This window comes from Curtobacterium sp. MCJR17_043 (genome assembly GCF_003224315.2).
Taxonomy (GTDB): domain Bacteria; phylum Actinomycetota; class Actinomycetes; order Actinomycetales; family Microbacteriaceae; genus Curtobacterium.
The window spans coordinates 2,056,535-2,076,580 of record NZ_CP126259.1 but is presented as its reverse complement, the minus strand read 5'-3'; the positions used below and the strand labels follow the sequence as shown (position 1 = coordinate 2,076,580).

General features: G+C 73.1%; 16 protein-coding genes and 9 pseudogenes. 9 read left to right on the top strand and 16 right to left on the bottom strand.

Annotated elements, in window-relative coordinates; all coding sequences use genetic code 11:
- Position 1: 1 nt before the first annotated feature.
- From DEJ15_RS10780 to ybaK, 9 genes and pseudogenes are all read right to left on the bottom strand, one after another.
- Positions 2-766, bottom strand: a complete 765-nt coding sequence (locus DEJ15_RS10780) for a YebC/PmpR family DNA-binding transcriptional regulator (protein WP_110824935.1) — start codon at positions 764-766, stop codon at positions 2-4.
- A gap of 98 nt (positions 767-864) precedes the next feature.
- A pseudogene (gene pdxT, locus DEJ15_RS10775) lies at positions 865-1,466 on the bottom strand (pyridoxal 5'-phosphate synthase glutaminase subunit PdxT).
- Positions 1,456-2,295: a pyridoxal 5'-phosphate synthase lyase subunit PdxS gene (pdxS, locus tag DEJ15_RS10770; RefSeq protein WP_502866095.1), complete on the bottom strand. Its 840-nt coding sequence runs from the start codon at positions 2,293-2,295 to the stop codon at positions 1,456-1,458. The pseudogene pdxT and the gene pdxS overlap by 11 nt, the downstream one beginning before the upstream one ends.
- Before the next feature lie 93 nt (positions 2,296-2,388).
- Positions 2,389-2,967, bottom strand: a complete 579-nt coding sequence (locus tag DEJ15_RS10765; RefSeq protein WP_110824932.1) for an HIT family protein — start codon at positions 2,965-2,967, stop codon at positions 2,389-2,391.
- A pseudogene (gene thrS / locus DEJ15_RS10760) lies at positions 2,967-4,956 on the bottom strand (threonine--tRNA ligase). Before thrS ends, DEJ15_RS10765 begins: the two are co-directional and overlap by 1 nt.
- A gap of 141 nt (positions 4,957-5,097) precedes the next feature.
- Positions 5,098-5,640, bottom strand: coding sequence for an adenine phosphoribosyltransferase (locus tag DEJ15_RS10755; protein ID WP_110824931.1), 543 nt, complete (start codon positions 5,638-5,640; stop codon positions 5,098-5,100).
- A 122-nt stretch (positions 5,641-5,762) separates the two neighbouring features.
- Complete coding sequence (locus DEJ15_RS10750; protein ID WP_110824930.1) at positions 5,763-6,008, bottom strand: hypothetical protein; 246 nt, start codon at positions 6,006-6,008, stop codon at positions 5,763-5,765.
- Positions 6,009-6,758: 750 nt separating this feature from the next.
- Positions 6,759-9,352 (bottom strand): annotated as a pseudogene (locus DEJ15_RS10745) (ATP-dependent Clp protease ATP-binding subunit).
- 96 nt (positions 9,353-9,448) lie between these two features.
- On the bottom strand, positions 9,449-9,934 hold the full coding sequence (ybaK, locus tag DEJ15_RS10740) for a Cys-tRNA(Pro) deacylase (RefSeq protein ID WP_110824928.1): 486 nt from the start codon (positions 9,932-9,934) through the stop codon (positions 9,449-9,451).
- Between the two features lie 67 nt (positions 9,935-10,001).
- Here ybaK and yidC point away from each other — a divergent pair, with 67 nt between their 5' ends.
- A complete protein-coding gene (yidC, locus tag DEJ15_RS10735; RefSeq protein ID WP_284174983.1) occupies positions 10,002-11,138 on the top strand; it encodes a membrane protein insertase YidC in 1,137 nt (378 codons plus the stop codon).
- Here yidC and DEJ15_RS10730 read toward each other — a convergent pair.
- Complete coding sequence (locus DEJ15_RS10730; protein WP_284174982.1) at positions 11,080-11,430, bottom strand: hypothetical protein; 351 nt, start codon at positions 11,428-11,430, stop codon at positions 11,080-11,082. The genes yidC and DEJ15_RS10730 overlap by 59 nt on opposite strands.
- A gap of 118 nt (positions 11,431-11,548) precedes the next feature.
- On the opposite strand from DEJ15_RS10730, the gene DEJ15_RS10725 reads away from it, so the two are divergent.
- The 3 genes and pseudogenes from DEJ15_RS10725 (at position 11,549) to DEJ15_RS10715 (ending at position 14,101) form a co-directional block, all read left to right on the top strand.
- Positions 11,549-12,535, top strand: a complete 987-nt coding sequence (locus tag DEJ15_RS10725; protein WP_284174981.1) for a hypothetical protein — start codon at positions 11,549-11,551, stop codon at positions 12,533-12,535.
- A 296-nt stretch (positions 12,536-12,831) separates the two neighbouring features.
- A pseudogene (locus tag DEJ15_RS18460) lies at positions 12,832-13,332 on the top strand (MFS transporter); the annotation flags it as partial.
- An 88-nt stretch (positions 13,333-13,420) separates the two neighbouring features.
- A complete protein-coding gene (locus tag DEJ15_RS10715) occupies positions 13,421-14,101 on the top strand; it encodes an MFS transporter (RefSeq protein WP_284174979.1) in 681 nt (226 codons plus the stop codon).
- A gap of 63 nt (positions 14,102-14,164) precedes the next feature.
- On the opposite strand, the gene DEJ15_RS10710 is transcribed toward DEJ15_RS10715, so the two are convergent.
- The gene (locus DEJ15_RS10710) at positions 14,165-14,551 is read right to left on the bottom strand and encodes an NUDIX domain-containing protein (protein WP_284176194.1); all 387 of its coding nucleotides are present in this window, start codon (positions 14,549-14,551) and stop codon (positions 14,165-14,167) included.
- A 96-nt stretch (positions 14,552-14,647) separates the two neighbouring features.
- Here DEJ15_RS10710 and DEJ15_RS10705 point away from each other — a divergent pair.
- Positions 14,648-15,001: pseudogene (locus DEJ15_RS10705) on the top strand (alpha/beta fold hydrolase); the annotation flags it as partial.
- A 286-nt stretch (positions 15,002-15,287) separates the two neighbouring features.
- The gene (locus DEJ15_RS10700; RefSeq protein ID WP_284176314.1) at positions 15,288-15,470 is read left to right on the top strand and encodes an alpha/beta fold hydrolase; all 183 of its coding nucleotides are present in this window, start codon (positions 15,288-15,290) and stop codon (positions 15,468-15,470) included.
- 60 nt (positions 15,471-15,530) lie between these two features.
- Here the strand turns inward: DEJ15_RS10700 and DEJ15_RS10695 are convergent, their stop codons facing one another.
- The 5 genes and pseudogenes from DEJ15_RS10695 to DEJ15_RS10685 all read right to left on the bottom strand — a co-directional run bounded on the left by DEJ15_RS10695 (position 15,531) and on the right by DEJ15_RS10685 (position 18,097).
- The gene (locus DEJ15_RS10695; protein WP_284176313.1) at positions 15,531-15,785 is read right to left on the bottom strand and encodes an SGNH/GDSL hydrolase family protein; all 255 of its coding nucleotides are present in this window, start codon (positions 15,783-15,785) and stop codon (positions 15,531-15,533) included.
- 130 nt (positions 15,786-15,915) lie between these two features.
- A pseudogene (locus tag DEJ15_RS18455) lies at positions 15,916-16,506 on the bottom strand (SGNH/GDSL hydrolase family protein); the annotation flags it as partial.
- 205 nt (positions 16,507-16,711) lie between these two features.
- Complete coding sequence (locus tag DEJ15_RS10690; RefSeq protein WP_284174978.1) at positions 16,712-16,882, bottom strand: hypothetical protein; 171 nt, start codon at positions 16,880-16,882, stop codon at positions 16,712-16,714.
- A gap of 70 nt (positions 16,883-16,952) precedes the next feature.
- A pseudogene (locus DEJ15_RS18450) lies at positions 16,953-17,066 on the bottom strand (PRC-barrel domain-containing protein); the annotation flags it as partial.
- Positions 17,067-17,112: 46 nt separating this feature from the next.
- Positions 17,113-18,097 (bottom strand): annotated as a pseudogene (locus DEJ15_RS10685) (glycosyltransferase family 9 protein).
- A 119-nt stretch (positions 18,098-18,216) separates the two neighbouring features.
- Between DEJ15_RS10685 and DEJ15_RS10680 the strand changes: the two are divergent.
- From DEJ15_RS10680 to DEJ15_RS10670, 3 genes and pseudogenes are all read left to right on the top strand, one after another.
- Positions 18,217-18,765: an HAD-IIIA family hydrolase gene (locus tag DEJ15_RS10680; protein WP_110824918.1), complete on the top strand. Its 549-nt coding sequence runs from the start codon at positions 18,217-18,219 to the stop codon at positions 18,763-18,765.
- A gap of 405 nt (positions 18,766-19,170) precedes the next feature.
- Positions 19,171-19,629: pseudogene (locus tag DEJ15_RS18445) on the top strand (glycosyltransferase family 9 protein); the annotation flags it as partial.
- 61 nt (positions 19,630-19,690) lie between these two features.
- A complete protein-coding gene (locus DEJ15_RS10670) occupies positions 19,691-19,906 on the top strand; it encodes a hypothetical protein (RefSeq protein WP_284174977.1) in 216 nt (71 codons plus the stop codon).
- The last annotated feature ends 140 nt before the right edge of the window (positions 19,907-20,046 follow it).

The window sequence follows — 20,046 nt, the reverse complement described above, 5'->3', positions numbered from 1 at the left end:
CTTATTCCTCGTCCTCGTCGAGCTCGGCCTGCACGTCGGCGGGCACGTCGAAGTTCGCGTACACGTTCTGCACGTCGTCCGAGTCCTCGAGCGCGTCGATGAGCTTGAACACCTTGCGGGCGGTGTCGGCGTCGACCTCGACCTTGAGGTTCGGCACGAACTCGGCGTCGGCGGAGTCGTAGTCGATCCCTGCGTCCTGCAGGGCCGTGCGTGCCTGGACGAGGTCGGACGCCTCGGTGATGACCTCGAAGCCGCCGCCCTGGTCGATGACGTCCTCGACACCCGCGTCGAGCACGGCCGTCATGACGTCGTCCTCGGAGAGCCCGTCGGTCTTCGTGACCGAGATGACACCCTTGCGGTTGAAGTTGTAGGCGACACTGCCCGGGTCGGCCATGGTGCCGCCGTTGCGCGACATCGCGGTCCGGACCTCAGCCGCAGCGCGGTTCTTGTTGTCGGTGAGGCACTCGATGAGCAGCGCGACGCCGTTCGGGCCGTAGCCCTCGTACATGATCGTCGTGTACTCGATCGACTCACCGGTCAGGCCGGCGCCGCGCTTGACGGCACGGTCGATGTTGTCGTTCGGCACCGAGGTCTTCTTGGCCTTCTGGACCGCGTCGACCAGCGTCGGGTTGCCCGACATGTCGGCGCCGCCCATCTTCGCGGCGACCTCGATGTTCTTGATGAGCTTGGCGAACGACTTCGCACGGCGCTGGTCGATGACCGCCTTCTTGTGCTTGGTCGTTGCCCACTTGGAATGCCCGGACACGGTTCTCCTTGCGTCTAGCCGAAAATCCGGTCCAGTCTACCGACCCGGGAGGCTCGGCCGCCCTCCGCCTCGCTGGCGCGGCCAACCGGCGGCCCGGCTCAGGCGGAACGGACCAGGTCGAGGAAGCGCCGGTGGAAGCGGTCCTCCCCCCGCGACCTCCGGGTGGAAGGCGCTCGCCAGCACGTTGCCCTGCTGCACCGCGACGACCTGCCCGTCGGTCAGCGCCCCGAGCACGCGCACGTCGATGCCGTGCTCCTCGACCACGGGCGCCCGGATGAACACCGCGTGCACGGGGTCCGCGCCGAGTTCCGGCATCGGGATGTCCGTCTCGAACGAGTCGTTCTGGTTGCCGAAGGCGTTGCGTCGGACCGTCGTGTCGAGGATCCCGAGCGTGTGCTGCCCGGCGATGCCGTCGGTGATCCGCGCGCTCAGCATGATCATGCCCGCGCAGGTGCCGTAGGCCGGTAGGCCACCGCGGATGGCATCGGCGAGCGGTTCCGCAAGGCCGAACGTCCGGGACAGCTTGTCCATCACGCTCGACTCACCGCCGGGGATGACGACGCCGTCGAGCGCCGCCAACTCCTCCGGACGGCGGAGCGGCACGACGTCGGCGCCGAGCTCCGTGAGGGACGAGATGTGCTCGCGGAAGTCCCCCCTGCAGGGCGAGGACGCCGATCCGGGGCGCGGCGTTACCAGCCACGCTCGGCGAGACGGTGCGGCGCGGGGACGTCGGCCACGTTGATGCCGACCATCGCCTCGCCCAGCCCACGCGAGACCTCGGCGATGACCTTCGGGTCGTCGTGGAAGGTCACGGCCTTGACGATCGCCGCGGCGCGCTTGGCCGGGTCACCGGACTTGAAGATGCCGGAGCCGACGAACACGCCGTCCGCGCCGAGCTGCATCATCATCGCGGCGTCGGCGGGGGTGGCGACACCACCGGCGGTGAAGAGCACCACCGGGAGTGAGCCGGTCTGCGCGACCTCCTTCACGACGTCGTACGGGGCCTGCAGCTCCTTGGCGGCGACGTAGAGCTCGTCCTCCTTGAGGTTCCGCAGCGCCGCGATCTCCTTCGAGATGGTGCGGATGTGGCGCGTGGCCTCGGACACGTCGCCGGTGCCGGCCTCGCCCTTGGAGCGGATCATGGCCGCGCCCTCGGTGATGCGGCGGAGGGCCTCGCCGAGGTTCGTCGCACCGCAGACGAAGGGCGTCGTGAAGCCCCACTTGTCGATGTGGTTGACGTAGTCGGCGGGCGAGAGCACCTCGGACTCGTCGATGTAGTCGACGCCGAGCTCCTGGAGCACCTGGGCCTCGACGAAGTGGCCGATGCGGGCCTTCGCCATGACCGGGATCGACACGGCGGCGATGATCTCCTCGATCATCGACGGGTCGGACATGCGGGCGACACCACCCTGCGCACGGATGTCGGCCGGGACGCGCTCGAGGGCCATGACGGCGGTGGCGCCGGCTTCCTCGGCAATGCGGGCCTGGTCGGCGTCGATCACGTCCATGATGACGCCGCCCTTGAGCATCTCCGCGAGGCCGCGCTTGACGCGTGAGGACCCGGTGGTCGAAGTGGCGGTGACGGTGCTGGGGGGTGCTGTCGCTCATGATCCCCCCCCAGTCTAGTGCTCCGGCCACCCCTCGGCGACGAGTCGACGGGTCTCGCCGAGCATCTGCGAGAGCGACTTCGTCCGGGCGATGATCGGGAAGAAGTTGGCGTCCGACTGCCACCGCGGCACGATGTGCTGGTGCAGGTGTGCGGCAACACCGGCGCCGGCGACCTCGCCCTGGTTCATCCCGATGTTGAACCCGTCGCAGTGGGCGACCCGGCGGAGGACCCGCATCGCGGTCTGGGTCAGCTCGCCGATCTCCTGCAGTTCCTCCGGCGTCACCTCGTCGTAGAGCGGGACGTGTCGGTACGGGCAGACGAGCAGGTGGCCGTTGTTGTACGGGTACAGGTTGAGCAGCACGTACGCGTGCTCGCCCCGCGCGACGATGAGGGCTTCACGATCGGACTTCCGCGGTGCCTCGCAGAACGGGCAGTCGTCACGGTGCCCGCGACCCTCGCCCGCCCGGCCGGCGTCGATGTACGCCATCCGGTGCGGGTTCCACAGGCGCTGGAAGGCGTCCGGGACCGCCGCCTGGGTGGCGGCGTCCCGGATCACCAGCGGGTCGCCCTCGTCGTCGAGCGGGCCGGACATCAGACCTGCACGCGGTCGCGGATGGCCGTCGTGATGCGCTCGACGGCCTCGTCCACGGGCACGCCGTTGTCCTGGCGGCCGTCCCGGAACCGGAAGCTGACGGCCCCGGCGTCGCGGTCGTCGCCGCCCGCGATGAGCTGGAACGGCACCTTCGCCTTGGTGTGCGTTCGGATCTTCTTCTGCATGCGGTCGTCCGAGTGGTCGACCTCGGCGCGCACGCCCTTCGCACGGAGCTTCGCGACCACCTCGTCGAGGTAGTCGCCGTACTCCTCGGCGACGGGGATCGCGACGACCTGCACCGGGGACAGCCAGACCGGGAACGCCCCCGCGTAGTGCTCGGTCAGGACGCCGAAGAACCGCTCGATCGACCCGAACAGGGCACGGTGGATCATCACCGGGCGCTGACGGGTGCCGTCGGCAGCCGTGTACTCGATGCCGAACCGCTCGGGGAGGTTGAAGTCGAGCTGCACGGTGGACATCTGCCAGGTGCGGCCGATGGCGTCGCGCGCCTGCACGGAGATCTTCGGGCCGTAGAAGGCCGCACCGGCGGGGTCGGCGACGAGTTCGAGCCCGGACTCCTCGGCGACCTCGCGCAGGGTGTTCGTAGCGACCTCCCAGACCTCGTCGTCGCCGACGTACTTCTCGGGGTCCTTGGTGGAGAGCTCGAGGTAGAAGTCGTCGAGACCGTAGTCGCGGAGCAGGGACAGCACGAACTGGAGGGTCGTGGTGAGCTCCTCCTTCATCTTCTCCTGCGTGGTGAAGATGTGCGCGTCGTCCTGGGTCAGGCCACGGACCCGGGTGAGGCCGTGGATGACGCCGGACTTCTCGTTGCGGTAGACCGTGCCGAACTCGAACATCCGCAGCGGCAGGTCGCGGTAGGAGCGGGCCTGCGACCGGTACGCCAGGATGTGCATCGGGCAGTTCATGGGCTTGAGGTAGTAGTCCGCGCCCTGTCGGGTGACGTTGCCGTCCTCGTCCCGCGCCTCGTCCATGTGCATGGGCGGGAACATGCCGTCCTTGTACCACCCGAGGTGACCGGACTGCTCGAACAGGTCGCCCTTGGTGATGTGCGGCGTGTAGACGAACGAGTAGCCGTTCTCCTCGTGCCGACGACGCGAGTAGTCCTCCATCTCACGGCGGATGATGCCGCCCTTGGGGTGGAAGATCGCGAGGCCCGAGCCGATCTCGTCGGGGAACGAGAACAGGTCGAGTTCGGCGCCGAGCTTGCGGTGGTCGCGCTTCGCCGCCTCCTCGAGGCGCACGAGGTACGCCTTGAGCTGGTCCTTGTCGGGCCAGGCGGTGCCGTACACGCGCTGCAGCTGCGGGTTCTTCTCCGACCCGCGCCAGTAGGCGGCGGCGACGCGCATGAGCTTCGCCGCGTTGCCGATCCACCGGGTGTGCGGGACGTGCGGGCCGCGGCAGAGGTCCTGCCAGACGACCTCGCCGGACTTCGGGTCGACGTTCTCGTACACGGTGAGCTCGCCCGCGCCGACCTCGACGCTCTCGCCCGAGTCGCCATCGGCAGCGGCGCCCTTCAGGCCGATGAGCTCCTGCTTGTAGGGCTCCCCCCGCCATGAGCTCGCGGGCCTCGCCGTCCGTCACGACCCGGCGGCGGAAGCGCTGGGCCTGCTTGACGATGCGGTCCATGCCCTTCTCGATCGCCTTGAGGTCCTCGGGCGTGAAGGGCTCGGCCACGTCGAAGTCGTAGTAGAAGCCGTCGGTGACCGGCGGCCCGATGCCGAGCCTCGCGTCCGGGTTGATCTGCTGCACCGCCTGCGCGAGCACGTGCGCGGCGGAGTGCCGGAGGATGTCGAGGCCGTCCTGCTCGTCGAGGGTCACCGGCTCGACGACGTCGCCGGCCGCCACCTCGGCCGCCAGGTCCTTGAGCACACCGGCCACCCGGACGGCGACGACACCGCGGACGCCGTCGAACAGATCGGTGCCCGTCGTGGTCGTCGTCGCGGTGCGGGGCTCGGGTGCCTGGGGCACGTCGGCGGGCTCGGCGGGTTCTGCGGCGACTGACTCGGTCACGATGGTGGGACTCCTCGATCGGATTGGGTGCGTCAAGACTAGTGCGGGCGCGGTCGCCGGACGGCACCGGCGCCGACCCGCGGAGTCCGTCGCCGAGGCTCAGGCCGGCACGGCGCCGAGGGTGGTGACGGGCAGACGCGGTTCGAGCCGCTCGCGGCCGGACAGCCCGTCGAGTTCGATCAGGGCGGCGAACCCGATCGCCTCGTACCCCGCGCGCTCGAGCAGCGTCACGGTCGCGGCCGCCGTGCCCCCGGTGGCGAGGACGTCGTCGACGACGAGCACCCGGGTGCCGGGTTCGAGCTGGCCGGGGCGCAACTCGAGTTCGGCCTCCCCGTACTCGAGCGCGTACTGCTCGCTGAGCACCTCGCCGGGCAGCTTGCCGGCCTTGCGCACGGTCAGGACGCCGACCTGGTGCTGCGCCGCGATGCCGCCGGCGAGGGCGAACCCGCGCGCCTCGATGCCGGCGACGGCCGCGAAACCCGCACCCACCGCGAACGGTGCGGCGAGGGCCTCACAGACGCGCCCGAAGGCGATCGGATCGGCGAACACCGGCGTCACGTCACGGAACAGCACGCCCGGCTTCGGGAAGTCGGGGACGATCTGGGTGAGGCGCTCGACGAGGGCAGCGGCGGTCTCCTTCATGCCGTCAACCGTACGGGCCAACGGGGGTGCGGCCAGGACGCCGACCGGCCGGCTGGAGTCGGGCGGGAGGCGCGGGACGGATCGGTCCCGCGCCTCCCGTCCGCTGGTCGCCACCGGGCGACTCAGCGCCACTGCCGTGGTCCGGTGACGAGGAGCAGCCACTCGGCCTCACGGACGAGACGCGCCTCGTGCTCGCACTGCCGGCGGAGTTCCTCGGCCGGGTCGATCTCGTGGGGCTGTCGCCGCGTGCGGCGGCTCCACACGATGAGGGCGAGTCCGAGCCGGAGCGCCAGACGGTCCGGCAGTGACACCGGCCGGGGCGCGCCGGTGGGCGGCCGGACGGGTCGGAGGAGGGTCTTCGATGACATGGTGTTCTCATTTCAGGGGATTGCCGGAGATCCACGGGATTGCCGGAGGAAGGGTCGACGGAATGACCCGGGAAACGGGTCGGGGAATGACCTGCTGCATTTCGTCGACGATGCCCCGGAGGGCGCGACGGAACACCTCGATCAATGCATGCGGATCCGTTTCTGCATGCGTGCGAGATGCCAGCAGGTCCGGGAACGAACGCGCCGTCCCGTCACCTGGACCGACTCGACGGCGCCGACCGTCGACGACGTCGACGGCGGTGCCGGGCTCGGCTCGGGGACACCCCTCGGAGGAGCGACCGGCGACTGCGGACCAGCGAGCCGGTCCGACAGCACGGGGCGGTCGGCCTGCTCGGCTCGTCAGCGCCGGCGGTCAGTGCCGCCGGAGCAGCACATCCACGAGGAGGTCGGACCGGGCATCGAGCACGAGCAGTGGCTCAGCGTACGAGCCCGTCAGACGGGAGGACGGTCCGGTCAGCAGGAACCGGAGACGGGACCGGTGGTTCCACGGAATGCCCGGAACGGCGTGAGTGTGGTGATCAATGTCGGCCCCCCTTTCGGCACGGTTCTGCGGTCGCTCGGACCTTCGGATTCCCGACGCGTCGGAATTCCGTTCGCGTCGGGAGAACACTATCCAGACGCAGGAGGACTCCGCAACCCTTCCCCCCGGCATTCCGTGGAATTGCATTCCCGAACACACGACGAAGCCCCCGGCACCGATGGTGCCGGGGGCTTCGTCGTGGGGAGTCGCTAGACCGCGACGGATGCGTCGACCAGTGCGACGACCTCGTCGTCCACGACGTCGATGCGGACCGTGACGCCGTCGTCCGTGGCGCCCTCGACCACCAGCTCCGCGATGCGGTCGTCGACCTCGCGCTGGATGAGACGACGGAGCGGACGGGCGCCGTACTCCGGCTCGTAGCCGTGCTCGGCGAGCCAGTCGGTCGCCGACTCGGACACCGAGAGCACCATGCCCTGCGCCGCCAGCCGGAGCGCCGTGTCCTGCAGGAGCAGCGACACGATCGAGCGCAGCTGCCCGCGCTCGAGCTTGCGGAACAGCACGATCTCGTCGATCCGGTTGATGAACTCCGGCCGCATCGACTCGCGCAGCCTGCCCATCACGCGGTTGCGGAGGTCGTCCTCGGCGTAGCCGCCGTCGGCCGCCACCGAGAAGCCGAGCGCACCCGAGCGGGACGCGAGGAACTCCGACCCGATGTTCGAGGTCATGATGACCACGGTGTTCCGGAAGTCGACCGTCCGGCCCTGTCCGTCGGTGAGCCGTCCGTCGTCGAGCACCTGCAGGAGCAGGTTGAACACGTCCGGGTGCGCCTTCTCGACCTCGTCGAGCAGGATCACCGAGTACGGGTTCCGACGGACGCGCTCGGTCAGCTGCCCGGCCTCGTCGTAGCCGACGTACCCCGGAGGGGCACCGACGAGTCGCGAGACCGTGTGGCGTTCGCCGAACTCGCTCATGTCGAAGCGGAGCATCGCCGACTCGTCCCCGAACAGCGACGAGGCCAGCGCCTTGGCGAGCTCGGTCTTGCCGACACCGGTCGGTCCGAGGAACAGGAAGCTGCCGACCGGGCGACGCGGGTCGCCCATCCCGGTGCGACTGCGTCGGACCGCCTTCGCGATCGCCCGCACGGCGTCGTCCTGGCCGACCACGCGGTCGTGCAGCTCGGACTCCAGGCCCGCGAGGCGGGTCTTGTCGGCCGACCCGAGGCGGGTCACCGGGATCCCGGTGGCGCGGGACACCACGGCTGCGATGTCCGCCTCGGTGATGACGTCGTCCGCGGCGTGCGGTCGGGACGACCGGGCGACCTCGCCCGTGTCGGCGGCGGTGATCCGGGCCTCCAGTCCGGCGATCTCGTCGCGGAGGTCGGACGCCTCCTCGTACTGCTCCTCGGCGACGGCGCGGTCCTTGCGGGCCGTGAGGTCGGCGACCTCGGCCCGGAGCGCGTCGACGTCGACGTCGCCCGACCGGGCGAGGCGACGGCGGGCACCGGCTTGGTCGATGAGGTCGATGGCCTTGTCCGGCAGGTGCCGGTCGGTCACGTAGCGGTGCGAGAGCTCGACGGCCGCTCGGAGCGCCTCGTCGGAGTACGTCACGCCGTGGTGCTCGGCGTAGCGGGGGGCTGAGACCGGTGAGGATCGCGACCGCGTCCTCCAAGCTCGGCTCCCCCCACCGTCACGGGCTGGAAGCGACGCTCGAGTGCGGCGTCCTTCTCGATGCGGCGGTACTCCTTCAGCGTCGTCGCGCCGACGAGGTGCAGGTCACCGCGGGCGAGGCGCGGCTTGAGGATGTTGCCGGCGTCCATCGAACCGCCCTCGCCGCCACCACCGGCGCCGACGACGGTGTGCAGCTCGTCGACGAAGACGATGAGCTCGTCCGCGTGCGCGGCGATCTCGTCCATCGCCTTGGTCAGGCGCTCCTCGAAGTCACCGCGGTACCGGGTGCCGGCGAGCATGCCGGGCAGGTCGAGCGCGACGACGCGCTTGCCCTGCAGCAGGGCCGGGACGTCGCCGTCGACGATGCGCTGGGCGAGTCCCTCGACGATGGCGGTCTTGCCGACGCCGGGCTCGCCGATGAGGACGGGGTTGTTCTTGGTGCGGCGGAGCAGGATCTCGACGGCCTGCTCGATCTCGTCGGCGCGGCCGATCACCGGGTCGATGCGGCCGTCACGAGCGCGTGCCGTGAGGTCGGTGCCGTACTGGTCGAGCGTCGGGGTCTCCGACTGCTGGTCCTGGTCGGCGGTGGTGGTGCCGGGCATGGGTCGCCCCTCTCGTGCGGCCTCGGCCGCGTCGTGCGCGTAGGACTGCATCACCTGCGGGGTGACGCCGGCGCTCGCGAGGAGTTGCCCCGCGACGGTGTCCTGGTCGGTGACGAGCGCGAAGAAGACGTGCTCGGGGTCGGTGTACGTGCTGCCGAACCCGCGCGCGGCCTGGGTGGCCTCGAGCAGGATCCGTTGCGCGGACGGGGTCAGGGCCGGGCGACCCTCGACACGGTCACCCGACGGCATCGGGAGGCGCTGTTCGACCTCGGCGGCGAACCGCTCGGGGTCGGCACCCGCGGACCGGAGGACGGCCGCGAAGGGCTCGGTGCCGACGAGCACGTGCAGCACGTGCAGCGCGTCGATCTCGTGCTGCCCCTGCTCGACGGCGTACGCGGCCGTCTGCTGGAGCAGCTCGTGGGTGCGCCGGCTGAGGAGCCGGGTGATGTCGACCGGCCGTCCGAACGGCACGGACCGCTGGGACTGACCGGGGTTCTGCGAAGCCGCGAGCAGTCGTGCGAGGAACTCGTCGAACGAGTCGTTGCCGCCGGTCGGGCCGAACGTCTGTGGCAAAGGGACCTCCTGAGGAACTTGAGTGCCTTCGGCTCAATGCAACGCAGGAGGGCCGCGGTCATTCCCGTGTCCGGGAAGAAGTTGCGGCGAGTCGACTCAGGTCCGGGTGATGGCCGCCGTGCTCGCGTCGGTGACGCGCACCAGGTCGGCGGGGACCACCTCGATGTCGAACCCGCGGCGCCCGCCGGACACGAAGATCGTCGCGTGGTCGGCGGCCGACGCGTCCAGCACGGTGCGCAGTCGTGTCCGCTGTCCCACCGGACTGATCCCGCCGACGACGTACCCGGTGCGGCGTTCCGCGAGCGCGGGGTCCGCGAGCGACGCCTTCTTCCCGCCGACGGCCGCCGCGACGGCCTTGAGGTCGAGCCGGTCCGCCACGGGGACGATCGCCACCGCGAGTTCACCGTCGACCGACACCACGAGGGTCTTGAAGACCTGCTCCTCGCGGAGCCCGAGTGCCGCCGCTGCTTCCTCGCCGAAGTTCGTCGCGCTCTCGTGGTGCTCGTAGACGTGCGGCGTGTAGGGGACGCCGGCCCGCTCCAGCGCGACCGTCGCCGGGGTGCTCGGGGAAGCTGCGCTCATGCACCGATCCTGCCCCGCGTCCCCGGCACGTCTCCGGAGGCTCGCGGACGGTACGCTGAGCCGCACCATGACGGTCATCGAGGTGCTGCTCCGCGTGGTCTCCGCGCTGCACGCGCCGGGCCCCGCCGCGCTCGGTCACGCATGGGTCCCTGGTGCACCACCGGCCCTCGCGGTCGCCGTGCTCGGCGTCACCGTCGTGGGCGTCACCGTCGCCGGGATCGCCGCGCTCGCCGCAGCCGCGCTCGTGCTGCGGCTCGTCGCCCTGCTCATCACCGCGGTCGGAGCGGACCGTCTCCCGGTGCCCTCCACGGCACCGGACCTCGTCACCCGGATCGCCTGGAGCGACCCGGATGCGGACGGGCACGTGCGGTCACGGGCTCCGGGGGGGCGTCCCGGCGGTCTGACACCGGTCGGTGTCGGGCCGCGCTCGCGCCCGACCCCTCCGATCGAAGGACCATCCATGGACATCACCACCCTGCCCGGCCTCAGCGCCGTGCTGCACGCCGGCGCGGACCTCGTCGCCGTCCTCACCGACGCCCTCACCCCGGTCGCGGGACCGGCAGCAGCGGCGCTCGCCGTCGTCGTGCTGACCCTCGCGGTCCGCGTCCTGCTCGTCCCGCTGTCCGTGCTGCAGGTCCGGGCGGAGCGGGACCGTCGCCGCCTCGCACCGCGGATCGCGGAACTCCGCCGACGTGCCGGTCGCGACACCGCACGGTTCCAGCGGTCACTCCAGGAGCTGTACACGGCCGAACGGGTGGCACCGCTGGCCGGGTGCCTGCCCGTCCTCGCACAGGCACCCGTGGTCTCGCTGCTGTACACGGTCTTCACGCACGCGAGCATCGACGGGACGGTCAACACCCTGCTCCGCGCGTCCCTCGCCGGCATCCCGCTCGCGCAGTCGGCCGTCGCGGTGCTGACGTCCCCGCTGTGGGTGCACGGCTGGCTCGTGCTCGTGCTGCTCGCGGTGCTCGTCGTCGCGGTCGAGCACACGCGTCGGGCACAGCAGCACTGGAACCCGGCGCCTGTCCCCGCTCCGGACGTCACCGTGCCGGGAGCGGCCGTCACGGCCGGGATCGCGCGGTGGGTCCCGTTCGTCTCGGTCGTCTTCGCCGCGGTCGCGCCGCTCGCCGCCGCCCTGTACCTGGTCACGAGCGCCGTGTGGACGCTCGCGGAGCGCGCGGTCCTGCGCCGGCTCGTGCGGTGACGGCGGGCGCGGGGCCGAACGAGCCGCGGGTCAGCCGCCCTGGCCCTCCTGCTGCGGTCCCTGGTCGACCGGGTCGTACTCGGTGTCGCGGCCCTGTTCCTCCTCGGGGGAGCGGGACGTGGCGTTCGGTGCCGCTGCCGCCCGGGCTCGTCGCGACGTAGTCGGCCGCGCCGGACTGGGTGTCGTGGCTGAGCGGTTCGAGGGTCTCCTCGTCGACGTCCGCCGGTGTGGAACCGGTGGCGTCGGCGGGCACCGCCGGGTCGGTCGACTGGTCGTTCTGCGCGTCGGTCATCCCTCGGGCGTACTCCCCCCGGTCTGGGTGGGCGCCGACACCGCTGCGGTGGCAGTCTTGCCCCAGGCGTGACGACGAGGAGCGCGCATGAGCCGGACCGACGACGACGCGGCAGCACGTGCCCGTCTCGAACGCATCGCCTGGGGCGCCGCGTCGACACCCACCGAGGCCGCCCGCGCCCGCATCGCGCTGGCGGACCTCGACCGGGAGGCCCGGAGGCGCCCCCCGCTCCGACGTCGCGCCCGCCACGTCCTCCGGCGCCGACGGTCGACGGGCGGCGGCCCGCCCCGCGTCGCGACGTGGCCGGTCGGCCGGTCCGGAGGGCGACCCGACCGACGACGACGCGGTCATCCCGGGCGTCGGCGGGGACGCCGACGTCCGCGACCCCGGCGAGCACCGGGCCGACGACCACCGGACCGACGACCAGCGGGTCGGCGGGGACGGGGTCGGAGAGGGCGGCGTCGCGGTCGGCGGCGCGGACGACGGCGGCGCGGATCGCGACGCGCCCGACCGAGGCGGATCGGGCCTCCTCGCCGGTGCCCGACGGCTGGCCGACCGGGCGCGCCGGACCGACCGGACCGTGCTCTGGGCGTCCGGTGCCGGCGCCGTCGTGGTCGGACTGGTGCTCGGCACCGGCGTCGGACTCTCGGTCGGCGCGAGATCCGCGGAACCCGGTCGCGCCACCGTGACCCCGGCGGCCGGCACGGTCACCGTCGAACAGATGCTCGACCTGCCGCAGACCTTCGCCGACCAACTCCCCCGGCTCCATCGAGGCCCCGGTCGCGCTGCGCTCGACGCGGCTCGTCTTCACGAACCGCTCGCTGTCGGGCGACGCGGCGGGCACGCCGTGGAACGTGTGGGCGGCGGTCGGACGGGACCCGTCGACCATCTGCCTCGTCGCCACGGCGGACCGGATCGAGGGGACGAGCGCCTGCTACCCCCGCGAGGACGCCCTCCACGGCACGGTCTCGCTCTCCGCGACGTCGGCCAGCGGGACGCTGTGGGTGCGCCTGGTCGGCGGCGCGGTACGCGGCACGGTCACGAGCACCGCCACGAGTCGGATGTACTGACGGCTCCTGCCCGCGCGGCGTTGGAGCGCTCCTGAGAGCCACCCGGGTGCCCTCGCGCGAACCGGATCGAGCGTGCAACACTGGACGGGCGCACTCGCCGTGGAGTGGCAAGAAATCCGTCTCCACATCCCGTCCACCCGAGCGCGCTCTCCCCGGCCGACCCGTCGTCCGCGCGCGCTCCTCCACGTCCTCGAGGAGGTCAGCCGCCGTGTCCACCACCAGCAACCAGACCGTCCACCCGTACACGACGCCGATCACCGTCACGACGTCGTCGGTGGTCGGGATCGCCGTGCTCGGGCTCGCCACGTTCTTCGCCATCACGACCGAACTCATGCCGGTCGGCCTGCTCGGGACCATGAGCCGCGACCTCGGCGTGACCGAGTCGACCATGGGCGTCGTCATCACGGTGTACGCGGCCGCCGTCGCGCTGCTCGCGCTGCCGTTGACGTCCCTCACGGCGAAGCTGCCGCGCAAGACCGTGCTCGTCGCCACCCTCGTCGGGTACACGGTGTCGAACGCGCTCGTCGCCCTCGCGCCCTCGTTCGCCGTCGTCTGCGCCGGCCGGGTCGTGGGCGGCATCGCGCACGCCCTGTTCTTCTCCGTCGCGTCCGCGTACGCCACCCGGATCGTGCCGCCGCGGCTGGCCGGCCGGGCCATCGCGTTCGTCTACTCCGGGAGCTCGCTCGGCTTCGTGATCGGCGTGCCGCTCGCCACCGGCGTCGGCGAGACGGTCGGCTGGCGACCGGCCGTCGGCGGGGTCGCCGCGTGCGCCGCCGTCCTCGCCGTGGTCGCGGCGGCCTTCCTCCCCTCCGTCCGCGGGGCCGCGTCCCCGCACGTCGGGTCCCCCCAGGGCGTGGGCCCGGACCGGACTGCTCTCCGTCGTCGTCGCGGACCTGCTGCTGTTCGCCGGGCACTACGTCGTGTACACGTACGTCGGCCCCTACGTCGTCGACGCCGGGCTCGACGCCGGCATGGTGTCCGGCGCGCTGCTCGTGCTCGGCGGCACCGGCGTGGTCGGACTCTGGCTCGCCGGGCTGTTCGTCGACCGCGCACCACGGCAGACGCTGGTCGTGTCGATCGCCGCGATGGCCGCCGCCTTCGTCGTGATGCCGTTCACGCACGGGTCCCTGGCCGGCACGATGCTCGTCGCCGGGGTCTGGATGGCGGCGAACGGCACGACCGGGACGCTCTTCATGGCCGCCGCGATCCGCACCGGCGGGGTCAGCCCGGAGATCGCAGGCGCCCTGGTGAACGGCGCGTCGAACATCGGCATCGCGGGTGGTGCCGCGCTCGGGGGGCAGGTGCTCGGGCTCTCCGGGCTGCAGACGCTGCCGTTCGCCGGGGCGGTCGTGCTCCTCGGCGGGCTCTCCGTCGTCGTGCTCGCGCGCCGCGGGTTCCCGGTGCACGCGACCGCGCAGCCGCACCTCAGCACGTCGTCGATCGAGGTCCTGACCTCGTCGCTGGCCGTCGTCACGAGTTCGATCCCGACCGTGAGCCGTGCGATCCAGACGATCACGGGCTCCGTCGCCACGGTCCACCGGGCGGCGACGGGCTCGATCCGCACCGCGACCGGCTCCGTCGGGACCGTCGGCGAGCGGTAGCGCTCCGCGCACGCCCGACGCTCGCCCTTCCCCGTCGTGCTCGGACGGCGGAGACGGGAGGTGTCAGGTGCGCGCTGCGAGGGCGTCGAGCGCGGCGACCTGCCCCGCCACGACGAGCCCGCGCGCGGAGTCGACCGGCGTCCAACGCGCGTCGTCGACCTCGGGCACCTCGACGAACCGACCGGAGCCGCGCGGCAGCTCGAGCGCGACGGTGTTGCTGCGCACCACGTCGACGGAGAAGTCCGGTGCGTGCAGCGTGTGGACCGTGACGACCTTGCCCGAGGCCTGCCGGAAGTCGCCGAGCAGGTGCGGGACACCGTCCGGCGGTGCTGTGCCGATCTCCTCGGTGAACTCCCGCAGCGCCGTGGTCAGGGTGTCCTCGCCCGCGACGGGTTCGCCCTTCGGGATCGTCCACGCCCGCGGCCGCCGACGCCAGAACGGGCCACCCATGTGCGCGATGAACACCTCGAGCGCGGGACCGCTCCCCCCGGTGCAGCAGGAGACCGGCGGAACGGAGGGGCACGGTCGGAGACTACCCTCGCGCGCATGCGCAGCATCGGACTCCGCGACGGCCGCTCGGTCCTCGTCGACGACACCGCACCGGACGCCGTCCGGCCCACCGTGGTGTGGCACCACGAGTCCCCGCACACGGGCGCCCTCTTCGAGCCGCTCACCAGCGCGGCGGCGGCCCGCGGGCTCCGTCTCGTCGCGGTGACCCGACCGGGCTACGGCGGAGCCGACCCCCTGCCCGGACGACGCGTCGCGGACGGCGCTCGCGACCTCGAACAGGTCCTCGACGCGCTGGGACTCCCCCGCGTCGCGGTCCTCGGCGGGTCCGGTGGTGGCCCGCACGCGCTCGCCGCCGCGGCACTGCTGCCCGGCCGGGTCGCCGCCGCGGCCGTCGTCGCCTCGCCCGCGCCGTTCGACGACACGACCGGGTGGTGGGACGGCATGGCGGCCGACGGTGGCCTCCGGTCGGCCGCCGCCGGACGGGAGGCCCGTCTCGCCTGGGCGTCGACCGCCACGTTCGACCCGTCCCAGTTCGTCGACCGCGACTGGGCGGCCCTGGACGGGGACTGGGCCGCGCTCGGGCAGGACGCGACGGCGGCGGGTGGGTCGGGCCTGCAGGGCGCGACCGACGACGACGTGGCGTTCGTCACCGACTGGGGGGTTCCCGCTGTCCGCCGTGACCGTCCCGACGACCGTCGTGCACGGAGCCCGCGACCGGGTCGTGCCGGTCGCACACGGGCGGCGCCTCGCCGCGGCACTCCCCGCCGTGGCGTACGAGGAGCGGCCCGCGGACGGACACATCTCGGCGCTGACGGCGGTCCCGGTGCTCCTGGACCGGCTCGCCGCGGTGCTGCGCTGACCCGCTCCGCGGTCGCGGAGCACCCGGACCGGGTCGCGCGTCCGAGACGGACGTGTCGGCTCAGCCGAACCTGCTCCGGAGCACGTCCGCGGTCCGGTCGGTCAGGAAGCGTACGCCGGCGCGGTTCGGGTGGAGCGCGCCGGGACGGAGGTCGATCCGGCTCAGGCCGCCGAGCGACTCGAGCGAGATCCCCTCGACGTAGGCGCCCTTCCGCGCGCAGGCCGAGTGCGCCTGCGTCTCGGCGAACACCTCGATGAAGGTCGCGCCCGCGGCCTGCGCCGCGTTCCGGGTTACGTCGTCCAGCTGCTCCTGCACGCCGTGCAGCCAGCGGACGTCGGCGTCGGTGAACGGGTAGGTGTCCCGGGGGGAACCGCCCGGCCAGGGTCCCCAGGTCGACGGCCGGGCGGAAGCAGCCCGACGACGGGGTGTGTGCCGCGTCGGGGAAGATCGCCGGGTACCCGAGCACGATCACCGTGGCGTTCGGCGCTGCGGCCCGGACGTCGGCGAGCGTCTCGGCGACGCCGAGGGCGACGCGGCCCTGGATCTTCGCGCCGAGGGTGTCCACCCCGTCGGACGCGAGTGTCGACCGGCAGGACGGGGCGTTCTGGCCGGAGAACACCGGGCCGGTGGCGGACAGTGCCAGGCACGAGCCCGCGGTGCCGAACAGGTCGGCGTCGTTGCCGCCGATCGTCAGTGTCACGAGCCGCGTGTCGGCGGACAGCGCCTCGAGTTGCGGCCGGGCGCCGCGGAACTGCACGCGGTCCCGGACGTCCTCGCTCGTCGCGCCCGCGCAGGTGACGTCGGTGAGGTCGAATCCGAAGCGGGCGGCGATGCGGTGCGGGTAGTCCTCGCCCGACTGCGCGCACGCCCGGACCGGGAGCCCCGTGGGGTGCCCGAGCCCGTACCCGGCGGAGTACGAGTCACCGAGCGCGACGTACGCACTGCCCGGCGGCAGCCCGGCGAGCGTCTCGGGCGGGTCGTCGGTGGCCGGGAAGGGCTGGGGGGACGGGCCAGAGCGGAGCGGCGACGGCGGCACCGGGGGGCGGTCGGTGTGCCCGGTACCCCGCCGACCGACGCCGTCCCCGCCAGCAGGACGGTCGCGACGAGCGCGGTGAGGACGCGGGAGACGGTCGAGCGGCGCAGGGTGGGCTCCGGAACGGGTTCGGGTGGGTGGGCGACCCGACGGGCGGGGTCGAGCGGGCACGGTCGGGTTCTCCGGCTCGACTCCCGCCGCCGGGATGTCAGCGACGACCGAGGCGACGCTCGCCGCCCGCGCCGGGCTGGTACGGCAGACCGTAGTGGGCGAAGAGCTCGGGCTCGAGCGCGGCGTCGAGTTCGCCGTCCGTCGCGATCGACGGAGCGTCCTTGACGGCCTTCTTGTCGAAGGTCACGACGAGGTGCTTCGGGGTCACGGTCGCGCCGACGAGGGGGGACGAAGACGAGCTTCTTCCCGACGACGCCGGTCGTGATCGACCCGAACGCCGGCTCCGACGTCGCGGTGTCGTAGTAGATGCTCTCGAGGGTGCCGATCTTGTCGTCCTGGTCGTCGACGACCGGCAGACCGATCCAGTCCCGGATGTTGGCTGCTTCGAACACGGCGACTCCCTCCGACGGCCGGACCTTCCGTGCCGTCGGATCGACGCTACCGATCGGCGCTGGGTGCGCGGACGGCGGGCACGACCCCGAGCCCGTCGACGGCCGCGAGCACGTCCTCGGCGGCGACCGCGAGGATCGCCGGGTCCGGGTCCTCCGCGAAGACGTCACCGCGCCGGACCGATGCGTCGGTGAGGACCACGTGCGGGCCGGACGCGGGCGGGCCCCAGGCCTCGGGCGGAGCCGGACCGAACAGCACGACGGACGGGATCCCGTAGGCCGACGCCAGGTGCGCCGCTCCCGTGTCCACCGTGACGAGGAGGCTCGCTGCCGCCACGACCGCGGCGAACGGCTGCAGGTCGAGGCGGCCCGCGAGCACCGCCGCGTCGTCCAGACCTGCCGATTCCGCGACGGCCAGTGCGCGCTCGACGTCGTCCGCGCCTCCCGTCAGCACGACCTGGTGGCCGCGCTCGACGAGCCCCCCGCACCACGGCGGCGAAGCGGTCGACCGGCCAGTGCCGGGCGCCGTGGAAGGCGCCGACGTGCACGACCGCCGCGCCCTGGACGACGGCGGGGACGGCCGGGACCGCGATCGTGACGTCGTCGGGGTCGGCGGGCATGCCGTGCGCGGTCATGAGACCCGCCCACCGCTCGCGCTCGTGCACGTCGTGCTGCCACTCGGGCCCGTCGGGTGCGCCGTGCCCGATGACGCGGCGGGCCTGCAGCGCGTCGATGAGCTGCCCGGACTCCGGGCCGGCACCGTGCAGGTTCACCGCGACGTCCACGACACCCGCTGGGACCGCGATCGGGTGGTCGAGGCCGTGCTGGGCGAGGTGCACGTCCACGTCGGGGACGAGCTCGACGACCGGCGCGAGCCAGGCCGTCGTCGCGAGCGTGATCCGGTGCCCGGGGAACGCCCGCCGGAGGGCGTGCAGCGCGGGGACGGCGACGAGCAGGTCGCCGAGCTTGATCGCACGGAGCACCACGAGCTCCGGGCGGCCGTCGGACGGGGGCAGGGTGGGAACGGCGGTCACGTGGCCCGACGCTACCGGGCGCCGACCGCCCCGTCCGCCACGCCCGGGGAGTTGTCCGCGGCGCGCCACCGGACAGCGCCCGGTTGGGCGAGCCCGGCGTCCGCCCGGTAGAGAGGGGTGTGGCCCTCTCCGACCGACCGCTGCGCGGCGTGCTCTTCGACCGTGACGACACCCTGGTGGTCGACGTCCCCTACAACGCGGACCCGGCCCTCGTCGTCCCGGTCCCCGGTGCCGCGCGCGCCGTCGCCGCGGCCCGGGCAGCGGGACTCGCGGTGGGCGTCGTCACGAACCAGTCGGTCATCGCGAAGGGCATGGCGACCCGCGAACAGGTCGACGCGACGAACGCCCGGGTGGACGAGCTGGTCGGGCCGTTCGACGTGTGGGAGGTCTGCCCGCACGACCGCGCCGACGACTGTGCCTGCCGCAAGCCCCGCCCCGGCATGGTGCTCGCCGCGGCCGCACGGCTCGGCCTCGACCCGGCCGACCTCGTCGTCATCGGGGACATCGGCGCGGACGTCGGTGCCGCGGCCGCAGCGGGCGGGCAAGGCGTCCTCGTGCCCACCGCACGCACCCTGCCGGCCGAGGTCGACGGCGCGACCACCGTCGCCCGGACGATCGAGGAGGCGGTCGCACTCGTCGTCGCCCAGGCGGCACCGGTGACACCGTGAGCGCCGCGGACACCGTGCGTGCCGCGGACACCGTGGACACCGAGAGCGACCGGGACACCGGCGGTCGGCGGGTGCTCGTCGCCAGACTCGACTCCTTCGGCGACGTCCTGGTCGCCGGGCCGGCGGTCCGTGCCGTCGCGGCCGGCGCCGACCACGTGACGCTGCTGTGCGGCCCGCAGGGTGCCCCGGCCGGCGCGCTGCTGCCCGGGGTGGACACGCTCCGGGTGTGGGCGGCGCCGTGGGTCACGGAGACCGCCCGACCGCTCGACGACGGCGTCCTGGCCGAGTTCCGCGCCCTCGTCGACGCGGAACGCCCGGACGAGGCCGTGGTGCTGACGTCCTTCCACCAGTCCCCGCTGCCGCTCGCGATGCTGCTCCGGCTCGCCGGGGTGCCGCGGGTCTCCGGTGCGTCCGTCGACCACCCGGGCTCGCTGCTCGACGTCCGGCTCCGACCCGGGGAGGACCTGCCCGAGGACGTCCCCGAACCCGAACGAGCGCTCCGCATCGCCGCGGCCGCGGGCTTCACCCTGCCCGAGGGCGACGACGGACTGCTCCGGGTCCGCGTCGGCGAGGACGTCGCGGTGCCCCCCGGTGGTGGCCGCGCTGGAGCGGTACGTCGTCGTCCACCCCGGCGCCAGTGTGGAGGCGCGGTCCTGGCCGCCGTCCTCCCACCGGGCGCTCGTGGCGGAGTACGCCCGGCTCGGCGTCCCGGTGGTCGTCACCGGCTCGCCGGGCGAGCGGGAGCTGACCGCCGCGGTCGCCGGCAGCACCGGCATCGACCTCGGCGGTCGGACCAGCCCGGCCGAGCTGGCCGCCGTCCTCGCCGGCGCCGAGGTCGTCGTCGTCGGGAACACCGGGCCGGCCCACCTCGCCGCAGCGGTCGGGGCCCGGATCGTGAGTCTGTTCTCCCCCCGTGGTCCCCGCCGTGAAGTGGGCGCCGTACGCGGCGCACGTGGAACTGCTCGGCGACCAGGGCGCGCCGTGCCGTCTCAGCCGGGCACGCGACTGCCCCGTGCCCGGCCACCCGTGTCTGGCCGGTGTCGGCGTCGACGACGTCCTCGCGGCCCACGAACGGCTCGTCGGGTGCGCTCTCCGGACGAACCAGGGGTCCCTGCGAACGCCGCCAGACGCCGATCGGTAGCGTGCGGCACTGCTGCTCCTCCTCCTCCTCCTTCTCCTCCTCCTCCTGATCGACAGCGACCGAAAGGCAGTGCATGCGGATCCTCGTGTGGCACGTGCACGGCGGCTGGATGGACGCCTTCGTCCGCGGCCCGCACGAGT

What these genes read in the sequence shown, in the direction of transcription:
- DEJ15_RS10710 (WP_284176194.1), bottom strand. Translation starts at nt 14,551, where the DNA reads ATGGGTGGCCCGTTCTGGCGTCGGCGGCCGCGGGCGTGGACGATCCCG.
- DEJ15_RS10765 (WP_110824932.1), bottom strand. Translation starts at nt 2,967, where the DNA reads ATGTCCGGCCCGCTCGACGACGAGGGCGACCCGCTGGTGATCCGGGAC.
- DEJ15_RS10755 (WP_110824931.1), bottom strand. Translation starts at nt 5,640, where the DNA reads ATGAAGGAGACCGCCGCTGCCCTCGTCGAGCGCCTCACCCAGATCGTC.
- ybaK (WP_110824928.1), bottom strand. Translation starts at nt 9,934, where the DNA reads ATGAGCGCAGCTTCCCCGAGCACCCCGGCGACGGTCGCGCTGGAGCGG.
- yidC (WP_284174983.1), top strand. Translation starts at nt 10,002, where the DNA reads ATGACGGTCATCGAGGTGCTGCTCCGCGTGGTCTCCGCGCTGCACGCG.
- DEJ15_RS10730 (WP_284174982.1), bottom strand. Translation starts at nt 11,430, where the DNA reads ATGACCGACGCGCAGAACGACCAGTCGACCGACCCGGCGGTGCCCGCC.
- DEJ15_RS10750 (WP_110824930.1), bottom strand. Translation starts at nt 6,008, where the DNA reads ATGTCATCGAAGACCCTCCTCCGACCCGTCCGGCCGCCCACCGGCGCG.
- pdxS (WP_502866095.1), bottom strand. Translation starts at nt 2,295, where the DNA reads ATGCTCAAGGGCGGCGTCATCATGGACGTGATCGACGCCGACCAGGCC.